The organism is Curtobacterium sp. VKM Ac-2922, from assembly GCF_022815645.1.
In the GTDB taxonomy this organism is placed as follows: domain Bacteria; phylum Actinomycetota; class Actinomycetes; order Actinomycetales; family Microbacteriaceae; genus Curtobacterium.
The window spans coordinates 25,251-37,550 of the sequence record NZ_JALGRO010000011.1; the positions used below are offsets into that span (position 1 = coordinate 25,251).

The window sequence follows — 12,300 nt, forward strand, 5'->3', positions numbered from 1 at the left end:
GCGTGGCCCCGGAGTCCGTCGCTGTGGGCGGTCGCGGGGTACAGGCGCGCTGGGAGCGAGCGCGCGCGGCACCGTAGGAATGAGGGATGACGGCGACCGCGTTCTGCTTGCACGCCCTCGGGTCCAGCTCCGAGGAGTTCGCCACGATGCGGACCCGCCTGGCGGGGACCCTCGACCTGATCGGCATCGACCTGCCGGGGTTCGGTCGTTCGTCCGCCGCGACGGGCACCAGCGTCGAGGAGATGGTCGAACGCGTCGAGCGTGCCGTCGGCCGCAGTGGCGCGACCGAGTGGGTGCTGATCGGCCACTCGATGGGCGGGAAGGTCGCCTCGGTCGTCGCGTCGCGGACGATCGACGGCTCGAACGGGCTGTTCGGGCTGCGCGCCGTCGTGCTGCTCGCCGCGTCGCCGCTGTCGCCCGAGCCGATGGACGACGAACGCCGCAAGACGATGCTCGACTGGGCGGCGGACGGTGAGATCGGGGCCGATGAAGCCGACACGTTCGTCACCGCGAACACCGACGGCCCCCTGCCGCCGGAGCCGTCCGCGATGGCCGTGCACGACGTGCAGCGCGCCGACCCGCGGGCCTGGACCGACTGGCTCGTCCGTGGCAGCCGCGAGGACTGGTCGGCCGAGTTCCCGCCGAACCCCGTGCCCGCACTGGTGCTGGCCGGCGCGTCGGACGGTGACCTCGGACCCGAGGCGCAGCGCACCCTGAACCTGCCGCACTGGCCGAACGGCGAGTTCGACGTCGTGCCGGGCGCCGCGCACCTGCTGCCGTGGGAGCGCCCGGACCAGGTCGCCGAGCGCATCCGTGCCTTCTGGGAGCGCCGGGTCGCACCGAGCCCGGTCGTGCCGCCCACGACCGTGCGCGTGATCGCGTCGCCCCGTGTCAGCGCCCGGACCCGCGGGATCCTGGCCGTCCGCGCGCTGGCGGACGACCCCGGCGCCGAGCCCCGGGTGCTCTCCGCACAGCAGCTGACGACCCTGCGTGCGGTCGCCCGGGTCGTGGTGCCGCAGGACGGCCTGCAGGTCGACCTCGCCCTGCGCGTCGACGCCCAGCTCGCCGCCGGCGCGGGTGACGGCTGGCGACCGGACGGGCTGCCCGTCGACGTCGAGGCGTACCGCGCCGGACTCGATGCGCTCGCACCCGAGGCCGACCGGGGTGACGTCCACCTGACGGCCGTGCTCGATGCGGTCACCCGGGGCGAGCACGAACCCGCCGCCGGATCCCTCGACGCGGCGCAGCTGCAGGCCTGGGCCGAGGACGCCAGCGTCGACCTGGTCAAGCAGTGGGTCGCACACCCCGCCACGATGGCGGAGATCGACTACGACGGCTTCGCCAACGGTGGCGACGGCGTCCGCAAGCAGGGCTTCCTGCTCCTCGGAGCGGGCCAGCGCGAAGCATGGGAACCGGCGGGAGCCACACGATGAAGCTGAACGACCAGCGCCGCTACGACCAGGACGAGATCGTCGACGTGGTCGTCGTCGGCACCGGAGCGGGTGGTGCGCCGCTGCTGGCGACCCTGGCCCGACGTGGCCTGCGGGTCGTGGCACTCGAGGCCGGCCCGAACACCGAGCCGGGCGACCACACCCCCGACGAGGTCGAGGCCCCCGGCGACATCAACTGGATGGACGAGCGGATCAGCGGCGGCAGCGCTCCGACCGCCTTCGGTCCGAACAACAGCGGCACCGGTGTCGGCGGTTCGACCCTGCACTGGGGTGCGTTCACGCCCCGCCCGAACGCGCACGACATCCGGCTGCGGACCGACTCCGGACAGGGCGAGGACTGGCCGATCGACCACGACGAACTCGTGCGCTGGATCGAGCAGGCCGAGCACGACGTGGGTGTCGCCGGGCCCGCGCACTACCCGTGGGACCCCGCGCGCCGCTACCGGATGGGTCCGCCCGCCCGGAACGCCTCGTCGGACATGATGATGCGCGGCACCGCTGCCCTCGGCATCACCGCGACGGACGCCCCGGTCGGCCTGACCACCGAGGACCGCATGCAGGAGCACCACGGCCTGCGCCAGGCCTGTGTCGCGTGCGGCTCCTGCCACCAGGGCTGCCGGAACGGCGCCAAGGTGTCGATGGACACGACGTACCTGCCCGCCGCCGTCGCCTTCGGTGCCGAGATCCGGGCCGAGGCCGTCGTGCACGGCATCGAGCTCGACGGCGCCGGTCGTGTCGAGGCCGTCGTCTACCGGCAGGGCGGCCGCGACCACCGCCAGCGGTGCCGAGCCCTCGTGCTGGCCGCCGGCGGGATCGAGACCCCGCGACTCCTGCTGCACACCGGCCTTGCCAACAGCAGCGGCCAGGTCGGGCGGAACTTCACGGCCCACGGCGCCACCCAGGTCTGGGCGACGTTCGACGAGTCCATGCGCTCGTACCGCGGGTACCCGTCGTCGATCATCACCGAGGACTTCATCCGGCCCGAGGGCGTGGACTTCGCGGGCGGCTACCTGATCCAGAGCCTCGGCGCGCAGCCGCTCACGCTGGCCACGTCGCTCGTCCGGGGTGGCGAGCTCCGCGGCGCCGCACTGGTCAAGGCCGTGCGGGACTACCCCCGCATGGCCGGCGTCGGCATCAACGCCGAGTGCCTGCCGTACGACGACAACCGACTGGTGCTGACCGACGAGCTCGACGCGAACGGCATGCCCGTCGCCCGGGTCACCTTCAGCCCCGGCGACAACGAGGCGGCGATCGCCGAGCACGCGATCGCCACGATGACCGCGATCGTCGAGGCCGCCGGCGGCACCGACGTCCGTGTGCTCGACCGCACCGCGCACACCGTGGGCACCGCGCGCATGGGCACCGACCCCGGACGCTCGGTGGTCGATGCCGCGGGCCGGTCGTGGGACGTCCCGAACATGTGGATCGTCGACAACTCGGTCTTCCCGAGCTCGCTCATCGCCAACCCGGCGCTGACCATCATGGCGCTGTCGCTCCGCACCGCCGAGCGGCTGCTGGCCGACGACGCACCTGCGGACCGCGCGCAGGCGGCGCACACCGCCGCCTGACGCGATGCATCGCTGACGGGAGGCGCGGTGCCCGCTGACACCGCGCCTCCAGTCTGCGATCCGTCACCGCTGGTGCGTCGTTGGTCGCCTGGTGCAAGGAACCTTCCTCGCACCAGGCGGCCAACCCCGTACACGACTCCGCGGACCTCGCACGGTGCGCAGGTGAGCACGGTGCGCACGTGAGCACCGTGCTCACCACCGGACCATGCGAGCGGGACCTCACCCGCGCGTGCGCGCCAACCGCCGGTTGAGCGCCCCGTTGAGCAGCGCGACGAGCAGCCCGACCGCGAACACCAGCGTCCCGAAGCACAGCACCTGCGGGGGCATCCCGGCCTTGGCGGCGCCGTACACGAACAGCGGGAACGTCACCGCGGGACCGGCGACGAACGACGTGATCACGTAGTCGTCGATCGACATCGCCAGCGCGAGCAGCCCCGCGGCCAGCATGCCCGGCGCGAGCAACGGCAGCGTCACGAGCCGGAACGCCTGGAACGGTGTCGCACCGAGGTCGCCGGCCGCCTCTTCGAGCGCGCGCGAGGTCCCGGCGATCCGCGCCCGCAGCACGACGACCACGTACGCCACGTCGAACGCGACGTGTGTCAGCAGCACCGTCAGGAACCCGGTGCCGAGCCCGATCGACAGGAAGAACGACAGGGACGCGGATCCGACGACGATCGACGGTGCGGCGATGTCGGCGAACACGACCGAGTTCACCACGCCGCGCCCCGGGAACCGGTACCGCTCGAGCGCCAGGGCGAGCGGCAGGCCGATCGCGACGGACACGATCGCGGCCAGGAACGCGACGACGACCGAGGTGACGAAGGCCTGGCCGAGCCCGGACACGTTCACCAGGTTGGCGTACCAGTACGTCGTGAAGCCGTTCCAGGCGAACGACAGCCGGTTCGTGGGGGCGTCGTTGAACGAGTACACGACCATGTACACGATCGGCACCAGGGTGATCGCGATGACGACCCAGTACACGATCGCCAACCACGGCCCGCGGCGGTTCACGCCGTTGCGGTGCACGACCGGCGCGGAGACCGGCGATGCCGACCCTGCGGACGAACGGGGCGGTGCGACGGTGGTCATACGAGGTCCTCGAGGTCGTCGGTGCCGGAGACGCGGGCGTAGATGAACAGGATGATGCCGAGCACGACCATCAGCACGGTCGACAGCGCCGCGGCGACGTTGTACTGCTGGTTGCCGGAGTAGGCGTCCTGGATCGCCTGCCCGATCGTGTACGTGTTCGTCCCGCCCAGCAGCGCCGAGTTGACGGGGTCGCCCACGCAGTCGATGAACACCAGGAGCACCCCGGCGAAGATGCCCGAGCGGGACAGCGGCAGCGTCGTGTGCCAGAACGCGCGGGCCTTGCCGGCGTACAGGTCGTTCGCCGCTTCACCCAGTCGTGGGTCGATGCGCTCGAGCGCGGCGTAGATCGGCAGCACCATGAACGCCAGGTCGTTGTAGGCGTCCCCGAAGATGACCGCCCCGCCGGTACCCAGGATGTGGAAGTCCTTGCCCGCCAGCCCGATGCCCTGCAGCACGGTGACGACGGGCCCCTGCGACGCCAGCACGAACGCCCACATGTCGGTGCGGATGACGAACGACACCAGGAAGCTGATGAACACGAGCATGAGCAGCGGGTTCTTCCACCGCGGCGACACCCGGAACGCGACGAAGTACGCCACCGGGTACCCGACGATGATCGTCACGACCGTGGCTGCCAGGCCGTACCAGAGCGACCGCAGCAGGAACGTCAGGTACGGCACCTGCGGGTCGACGAACAGCGACGAGTAGATGCCGAAGTTCCACGTGAACGTGTAGCCGTCGTCCGGGTTGCCCGACATCAGCGAGACGATCAGCCCGGACACCAGCGGGATCACGAAGAACACGCAGAGGTACGCGGTCCCGACCAGCGCGAGCAGGAACGGCGTGCTGCGACGACGCCCTCGGCGCACCGGCGCGGTGCCGGCGGGCCCGAGCCCCGGGGCCACCCCGACGGCGCTCACGACTGCACCACCGCGTTGAAGATGCCGTTCCACTGCGAGTACTCGTCGTAGTTGGCGAACACGCGGAACTCGTGCGACTTCGCCAGCACCGACGCATCGGGGAACACCAGCGGGCTGTCCGCCACGGTGGCGTCCTTGAGTTCGTCGCGCACGTAGTCCTCGGCTGCGGGCACCGGGCACACGTAGTTGACGTAGTCCTCGACGATGCCGGCGATCCGGGGCGTGTAGTAGTAGTCCATCCAGGTCAGCGCCGACAGCGGGTTGGCGGCCTGCTTGGGGATCAGCATGTTGTCGTGCCAGGTCATCTGGCCCTCGTCCGGCGTGATGAACTCCAGGTGCGGGAACCCGGACTGCTGCGCCTGGAACACGTCACCCGACCACGCCTGCGTGATCCACGTGTCGCCGTTCTCCAACCGGTTGATGTAGCTCTGGTCGTAGAACCCTGCGACGCTCGGCCGCAGCGTCCGCAGCCAGTCCTGGGCCTTCCGCCAGTCCGCCGGCGTCGAGGTCTCCGGCGCGATGCCGAGCGCCAGCAGCGCCAGCGACCCGAGCTCGGTGTTGTCGCTCATCAGCCCGATGCGCCCGCGGAACGCCGGATCGAGCAGGTCCTGGAACGAGGTGATCTTCCGCCCGGTGTACTTCGGGTTGTACGCCAGGCCCGTGAACCCGGTCTGCCACACGACGGAGTGCTTGTTGCCCGGATCGTAGTTCGGGTCCTTCACCGCGTCCGACGCGTACTTGGCGAAGTTCGGCATGCGCGACCGGTCGAGCTGGCACACGAAGCCGTTCTTGATCATCTCGGTGAGCTCGTACCCGTTCGTCATGACGACCAGGTCGTAGCCCGTCGATCCCTGGGCCCGCAGGATCGGGGAGACGGTGGCGTAGAACGTCGCGTTGTCCTGGATCACCGCCTGGTAGTCCACCGCGATGCCCGTCTCCTGCTCGAACAGCCGCAGGGACTCGGACTTGCCGTGGTCGGAGTCGATGTACAGCGGCCAGTTCGCGAAGTTCAGGTCCTTGGTCTGCTTCGCGTTCCGCCAGAAGGCGCTCCAGTCGACGGGGTCGCCCTGCGATCCGGCCGAGCCCTTGATGCTGCACCCGGTCAGCACGGCGGCGAGCGCCGCGGCACCGCCACCGGCCAGCAGACCCCGGCGACTGACGCGGGCGGACGTCAGTCCGCGCAGCAGGTCGGGTCCGGCGCTCATGCGACCGCACCTGCGGTGGCGGGCTGGCCGGTCTGGAGGCCCGGTGCGGGCTGGGTGGTGACGGTCGCGTCGGACGTGTGCGGGGCCTCCAGGCCGAAGCCGTGGTCGACACCCCAGGTGAGCCAGACCTCGGTGCCGGTGGCGACCCGCGGGCCGCCCTTCGAGTTCTGGGCGAACACCGACACCCGGCCGGCGCCGGGGACGTCGACCAGGTACTGCGTGCTGACGCCGGAGAACGAGACGTCGACGACGCGTCCGGGGCCGAGGATGTTGCGGCCGGGTTCGCGCGCGGGTTCGGCGGTGCGGATCTTGAGCTTCTCGGGGCGGACCCCGACGACCATGCGGCCCGTGGTCGCGACCGCACGGTCGGTCGGCACTGCCAACGTGCCGGCCGCGGTGCGCACGACCAGCAGCGGGCCGTCGGTGCCCTGCACGTCGCCCTCGAGCAGGTTCGACTGCCCCAGGAAGTTCGCGACGAACGCGGTGCGTGGCAGTTCGTAGAGGTCCTCCGGGCTGCCCATCTGCTCGATCCGACCACCGTTCATGACGGCGACCGTGTCGGCCATCGTCATCGCCTCTTCCTGGTCGTGGGTGACGTGCAGGAACGTCAGTCCGACCTCGGCCTGGATGGTCTTGAGCTCGAGCTGCATCTGGTGCCGGAGCTTCAGGTCGAGGGCGCCGAGCGGTTCGTCGAGCAGCAGCAGTGCCGGTCGGTTGACGATCGCGCGGGCCAGGGCGACGCGCTGCTGCATGCCGCCGGACAGCTGCGCGGGCCGCTTCGACGCCGATGCCTCGAGCTCGACCAGCCGCAGCGCCTCCTTCGCCTTGGTCATCGGGTCCGGGATGCGCCGACGCTTCAGGCCGAACGCGACGTTGTCGAGCACGCTCATGTGCGGGAACAGCGCGTAGTTCTGGAACACCGTGTTGACCGGCCGCTGGTAGGGCTTGGTCTCGGTGACGTCCTTGCCGCCCAGCAGGATGCTGCCGCTCGTCGGTTCCTCGAGCCCGGCGACCAGTCGGAGCGTGGTGGTCTTGCCGCAGCCGGACGGACCGAGCAGGGCGAAGAACGACCCCGCCGGGACCGTCAGGTCGAGGGTGTCGACCGCGGTGTGCCCGGGGAACGACTTGGTGATCTGCTCGAGCCGGAGATCGGCTCCCGATTCGGCGAACGTACCGGTCACTGCCATGGTGCCTCCTGCTGCAGGTGGGATCGGGCTCAGCCGATGTGGGACATGACGTGCTTGATGCGGGTGTAGTCGTCGAACCCGTACTGGGACAGGTCCTTGCCGTACCCGGAGTGCCCGAAGCCCCCGTGCGGCATCTCGGCGACGATCGGGATGTGCGTGTTGATCCAGACGCAGCCGAAGTCCAGGTCGCGGGCGAAGCGCATCGCCCGGGCGTGGTCGGTCGTCCAGACGGAGCTCGCCAGTCCGTACGCAACACCGTTCGCTGCACGCAGGGCGTCGTCCTCGGTGTGGAAGCGCTGCACGGTCTGCACCGGCCCGAACACCTCCTGCTGCACGATCCGGTCGTCCTGGTGCAGGCCGGACACGATCGTCGCCTGGTGGTGGAAGCCGCGGTCGCCGATCCGGTGCCCGCCGAGCTCGATCGTGGCGTGGTCGGGGAGCGTCTCGATGAACGAGCGCACCTGCGCCAGCTGTCCGGCGTTGTTGACCGGACCGAAGAACGGGGCGTCGACGTCCGGGCCGCACTGCGCGTTCACCCGGGCCTCGGCGACCAGGGCGGCGACGAACTCGTCGTGGATGCCCTCCTGCACGAGCAGCCGGGTCGCCGCCGTGCAGTCCTGACCGGCGTTGAAGAACCCGGCGGCGACGATGCCAGCGACCGCGGCCGCGATGTCGGCGTCGTCGAACACGATCACGGGGGCCTTGCCGCCGAGTTCCAGGTGGGTGCGCTTGAGGTCGTTCGCGGCGGCCCGTGCGACCTCCATGCCCGCGCGGACGGACCCGGTGATCGACACGAGCTGCGGCGTCGGGTGATCGATCATCGCGGCGCCGGTGCTGCGGTCCCCCACCACGACGTTGAGCACGCCCGGCGGCAGGAACTCGGCGGCGACCTCGGCGAGCAGCAGCGTCGACAGGGGTGTCGTGTCACTCGGCTTCAGCACGGTGGTGTTGCCCGCGGCGATGGCCGGCGCGATCTTCCACACCGCCATGTTGAGCGGGTAGTTCCACGGGGTGACCTGCGCGACGACGCCGATCGGTTCGCGGCGGACGAAGGACGTGTGGTCGGCCAGGTACTCGCCGGCGCTCCGGCCCTCGAGATTGCGGGCGGCCCCGGCGAAGAACCGGAGCTGGTCGACCGACAGCAGGATCTCGTCCTGCACCAGGGTGGCGCGTGGCTTGCCGGTGTCCAGGGACTCCAGGTCGGCGAACTCCTCGGCCCGGTCCTGCATCGCGTCGGCGATCCGGAACAGCGCGAGCTGCCGTTCGCCCGGGGTCGTCCGGCGCCACTGCACCGATGCGGCCGCCGCCGACGTGAACGCATCGTCCACGTCGGCAGCGGTGGACACCGGGGAGACGCCGTAGACCTGCTCGTCGGTCGGGTCGACCAGGTCCATGACGGCGTTCCCACGGGGCTCGACGAACGCGCCCCCGACGAAGTTCCGCACAGGGTGGGTGACGGTGCTCGTGGTGTCCGGCATGGCGGTGATCCTGACACGGAAAACGGCGGTTCGGAAGACTTGTAACAACGGAAATCGTCGCGAAACACGTTGTTCACAACGAAATCCCTTGCACAGTGTCCGATCCCACTGTCATGCTGTCCGGCATGGCGGCAGCACCACGACGTCCGGGTCCGATCGACGACATCTCCAAGCGCATCATCGAACAGCTCCAGGCCGACGGCCGCCGTCCGTACGGCGAGATCGGCAAGGCGGTCGGTCTCAGCGAGGCGGCGGTGCGGCAGCGCGTACAGAAGCTGACCGAGACCGGCGTCATGCAGATCGTCGCGGTCACCGACCCGATGCAGCTCGGCTTCCACCGGCAGGCGATGATCGGCATCCGCGTCAACGGCGACACCCGCTCGGTCGCCGACGCACTCGAACAACTGGCGGCCGTCGACTACCTCGTGATGACCGCCGGCAGCTTCGACCTGATGGTCGAGGTCGTCTGCGAGGACGACGACGACCTGATCGAACTGCTCAACGGCACGATCCGGGCCATCCCGGGCGTGACCGGCACCGAGACCTTCGTCTACCTGCAACTCCGCAAACAGCTCTACGACTGGGGAACGCGATGACCATCACCGACCGACCGACCCGCCTGGGCTCGTACGACCCGTTCGCCCCGGTCGACGACGCCGCCCTGCAGCAGAAGTCCCGCGACCACCTGTGGATGCACTTCGCCCGCCACGGTGCCAACCAGGCCGGCGCCGACGTGCCGATCATGGTGCGCGGCGAGGGGCACCACGTCTACGACAGCCACGGCAAGGGCTACATCGACGGCCTGTCCGGGCTGTTCGTCGTCGCCGCCGGGCACGGACGCAAGCGCCTGGCCGAGATGGCGGCGAAGCAGGCCGAGACGCTGTCGTTCTTCCCGATCTGGTCGTACGCGCACCCCGCGGCGATCGAGCTCGCCGACCGGCTGGCCGACCACGCCCCCGGTGACCTGAACAAGGTGTTCTTCTCGACCGGCGGCGGCGAGGCCGTCGAGACCGCGTTCAAGCTCGCCAAGCACTACTGGAAGCTCCGCGGCAAGCCGATGAAGCACAAGGTGGTCTCCCGCGCGGTGGCGTACCACGGCACCCCGCAGGGAGCCCTCGCGATCACGGGCATCCCCGCGATGAAGCAGATGTTCGAGCCCCTCACCCCCGGTGGCCTGCGTGTGCCGAACACGAACTACTACCGCGCCGACGAGATGGGCTTCGCGGGTCAGTCGGAAGAGGAGTTCGGCGTCTGGGCGGCCGAGCGCATCCGCGAGATGATCGAGTTCGAGGGGCCCGACACCGTCGCCGCGGTGTTCCTCGAGCCGGTGCAGAACTCCGGCGGCTGCTTCACCCCGCCGCCCGGGTACTTCCAGCGCGTGCGCGAGATCTGCGACGAGTACGACGTGCTGCTGGTCTCCGACGAGGTCATCTGCGCGTTCGGCCGGATCGGCACGATGTTCGCGTGCGACACGTACGGGTTCGTGCCGGACATGATCACGTGCGCCAAGGCGATGACCTCGGGGTACTCCCCGATCGGCGCGACCATCATCAGCGACAGGCTGTTCGAGCCGTTCTCGAAGGGCGACACGACCTTCTACCACGGGTACACGTTCGGCGGGCACCCGGTGTCGGCCGCGGTCGCCATGGAGAACCTCGACATCTTCGAGGAAGAGGGTCTGCTGGCCAACGTCCAGCAGAACGCCCCGCTGTTCAAGGCGGAGCTCGACACGCTGCGCGACCTGCCGATCGTCGGTGACGTGCGCGGTGCGGGGTACTTCTACGGCATCGAGCTCGTCAAGGACAAGGCCACCAAGACGACCTTCGACGCCGACGAGTCCGAGCGGCTGCTGCGCGGGTTCCTGTCGAAGGCGCTGTTCGACGCCGGACTGTACTGCCGCGCGGACGACCGGGGCGACCCCGTCGTGCAGCTCGCGCCGCCGCTCACCATCGGGCAACCCGAGTTCCGCGAGATCACCTCGATCCTGCGGAGCGTGCTGTCCGAGGCCGCGTCGAAGATCTGACCGTGACGGGCTACCGGGGCGTCTCGTTCTGGCTGGACCAGCTCGTGGCCACCGGCCGCGACGACCTGACGCCCCGGCCGCCCCTCGACGGCGACCGCACGGCCGACGTCTGCGTCATCGGCGCTGGACTCACCGGTCTCTGGACCGCGTGGTACCTGCTGCAGGGTGATCCGAGCCTCCAGATCGTCGTCGTGGAACGCGAGATCGCCGGGTTCGGCGCGTCCGGCCGGAACGGTGGCTGGTGCTCGGCCCTGTTCCCACGGTCGGCCGCGTCGATCGCCGAGCACGACGGCCTGCAGGCCGCGCTCGCGATGCGCCGGGCGATGCGCGACACCGTCGACGAGGTCGGGCGCGCAGCGGCCGAGGCCGGCATCGACTGCGACTACGTCAAGGGCGGCACCGTGCTGTATGCGCGCTCCGCGGTGCAGGACCGCGCGGCCCGCGACGAGGTCACCTCGTCTGGCGCGTTCGGTGACGACATGGTGCACCGGTCGGCAGCCGATGGTGACGCCGCCGGCACCGTCGGTGTGGCGTGGACCCCGGACTGCGCGCGGGTGCAGCCCGCCGCGTTGGTGCGCGGACTGGCCGCCGCCCTGGAGGCCCGTGGTGTCGTGATCGCGGAGCACACGCCCGCCACGTCGTGGGCCCGAGGGCGCGTGGTCACCACCCGTGGCACGGTCACCGTCGGCGCGGTCGTCGTCGCGGTCGAGGGCTACGGCGCGCAGCTGCCGCAGACGCGCCGCCGGATCATGCCGCTGTACTCGCTCATGATCGCGACCGCACCGCTGCCCGCCGCCGTGTGGGACCGGATCGGGCTCGAGCACGGACAGACGTTCTCGGACTACCGGCACCTGCTGGTCTACGGGCAGCGCACCGCCGACGACCGCCTGGCGTTCGGCGGACGCGGTGCCCGGTACCACTGGGGGTCGGCGATCCGCCCCGGGTACGACCGGGTGCCGCGGGTGTTCTCGCACCTGCGATCCGCCTTGGTCGACCTGTTCCCGGCGGTGGCCGACGCACCCGTCACCCACACCTGGGGCGGACCGCTCGGGGTGCCGCGCGACTGGTGCGCCTCGGTGACGTGGGACGGCGCCGTGGGCACGGCCGGCGGCTACGTCGGCGACGGACTCTCGACGACGAACCTGGCGGGGCGGACCCTCGCCGACCTGGTGCGCGGGGTCCGCTCGGACCTGACCGCGCTGCCGTGGGTCGGGCACCACTCTCCCGACTGGGAGCGCGAGCCGCTGCGGTTCCTCGGGGCGAACGCCGGACTGGTCGCGACCGACCTTGCCGACCGCGAAGAAGCACTGACCGGGCGGGCGAGCATCGCCGCGCGGCTGATGGCGCCGCTGACGGGCGGCCACTGATGGAGGACCACT

At 70.7% G+C, this 12,300-nt stretch carries 10 protein-coding genes; 5 read left to right on the plus strand and 5 right to left on the minus strand.

What is annotated here, in order from left to right; all coding sequences use genetic code 11:
• Positions 1–86 precede the first annotated feature (86 nt).
• Complete coding sequence (locus tag MT346_RS13290; protein WP_243563557.1) at positions 87–1,433, plus strand: alpha/beta fold hydrolase; 1,347 nt, start codon at positions 87–89, stop codon at positions 1,431–1,433.
• Positions 1,430–3,019, plus strand: coding sequence for a GMC family oxidoreductase (locus MT346_RS13295; RefSeq protein ID WP_243563558.1), 1,590 nt, complete (start codon positions 1,430–1,432; stop codon positions 3,017–3,019). Before MT346_RS13290 ends, MT346_RS13295 begins: the two co-directional genes overlap by 4 nt.
• Before the next feature lie 219 nt (positions 3,020–3,238).
• Here the strand turns inward: MT346_RS13295 and MT346_RS13300 are convergent, their stop codons facing one another.
• From MT346_RS13300 to MT346_RS13320, 5 genes are read right to left on the minus strand one after another with little or no spacing between them, the layout of a single operon-like run.
• Positions 3,239–4,108: an ABC transporter permease gene (locus MT346_RS13300; RefSeq protein WP_243563559.1), complete on the minus strand. Its 870-nt coding sequence runs from the start codon at positions 4,106–4,108 to the stop codon at positions 3,239–3,241.
• The gene (locus MT346_RS13305) at positions 4,105–5,028 is read right to left on the minus strand and encodes an ABC transporter permease (RefSeq protein WP_243563560.1); all 924 of its coding nucleotides are present in this window, start codon (positions 5,026–5,028) and stop codon (positions 4,105–4,107) included. The genes MT346_RS13300 and MT346_RS13305 overlap by 4 nt, the downstream gene beginning before the upstream one ends.
• Complete coding sequence (locus MT346_RS13310) at positions 5,025–6,233, minus strand: spermidine/putrescine ABC transporter substrate-binding protein (RefSeq protein ID WP_243563561.1); 1,209 nt, start codon at positions 6,231–6,233, stop codon at positions 5,025–5,027. Before MT346_RS13310 ends, MT346_RS13305 begins: the two co-directional genes overlap by 4 nt.
• On the minus strand, positions 6,230–7,420 hold the full coding sequence (locus MT346_RS13315; RefSeq protein ID WP_243563562.1) for an ABC transporter ATP-binding protein: 1,191 nt from the start codon (positions 7,418–7,420) through the stop codon (positions 6,230–6,232). The genes MT346_RS13310 and MT346_RS13315 overlap by 4 nt, the downstream gene beginning before the upstream one ends.
• Before the next feature lie 29 nt (positions 7,421–7,449).
• Positions 7,450–8,898, minus strand: a complete 1,449-nt coding sequence (locus MT346_RS13320; RefSeq protein ID WP_243563563.1) for a gamma-aminobutyraldehyde dehydrogenase — start codon at positions 8,896–8,898, stop codon at positions 7,450–7,452.
• A 113-nt stretch (positions 8,899–9,011) separates the two neighbouring features.
• On the opposite strand from MT346_RS13320, the gene MT346_RS13325 reads away from it, so the two are divergent.
• From MT346_RS13325 to MT346_RS13335, 3 genes are read left to right on the plus strand one after another with little or no spacing between them, the layout of a single operon-like run.
• Positions 9,012–9,494 (plus strand): Lrp/AsnC family transcriptional regulator, encoded by a 483-nt coding sequence (locus MT346_RS13325; protein WP_374202530.1) that lies wholly within the window; start codon positions 9,012–9,014, stop codon positions 9,492–9,494.
• Positions 9,491–10,921, plus strand: coding sequence for an aspartate aminotransferase family protein (locus tag MT346_RS13330; RefSeq protein ID WP_243563564.1), 1,431 nt, complete (start codon positions 9,491–9,493; stop codon positions 10,919–10,921). Before MT346_RS13325 ends, MT346_RS13330 begins: the two co-directional genes overlap by 4 nt.
• A gap of 2 nt (positions 10,922–10,923) precedes the next feature.
• Positions 10,924–12,288 (plus strand): FAD-binding oxidoreductase, encoded by a 1,365-nt coding sequence (locus tag MT346_RS13335; RefSeq protein WP_243563565.1) that lies wholly within the window; start codon positions 10,924–10,926, stop codon positions 12,286–12,288.
• Positions 12,289–12,300: the final 12 nt, after the last annotated feature.

Coding starts and splice junctions, on each gene's coding strand:
- MT346_RS13290 (WP_243563557.1), top strand. CDS start 87: ATGACGGCGACCGCGTTCTGCTTGCACGCCCTCGGGTCCAGCTCCGAG.
- MT346_RS13295 (WP_243563558.1), top strand. CDS start 1,430: ATGAAGCTGAACGACCAGCGCCGCTACGACCAGGACGAGATCGTCGAC.
- MT346_RS13300 (WP_243563559.1), bottom strand. CDS start 4,108: ATGACCACCGTCGCACCGCCCCGTTCGTCCGCAGGGTCGGCATCGCCG.
- MT346_RS13310 (WP_243563561.1), bottom strand. CDS start 6,233: ATGAGCGCCGGACCCGACCTGCTGCGCGGACTGACGTCCGCCCGCGTC.
- MT346_RS13315 (WP_243563562.1), bottom strand. CDS start 7,420: ATGGCAGTGACCGGTACGTTCGCCGAATCGGGAGCCGATCTCCGGCTC.
- MT346_RS13320 (WP_243563563.1), bottom strand. CDS start 8,898: ATGCCGGACACCACGAGCACCGTCACCCACCCTGTGCGGAACTTCGTC.
- MT346_RS13325 (WP_374202530.1), top strand. CDS start 9,012: ATGCTGTCCGGCATGGCGGCAGCACCACGACGTCCGGGTCCGATCGAC.
- MT346_RS13330 (WP_243563564.1), top strand. CDS start 9,491: ATGACCATCACCGACCGACCGACCCGCCTGGGCTCGTACGACCCGTTC.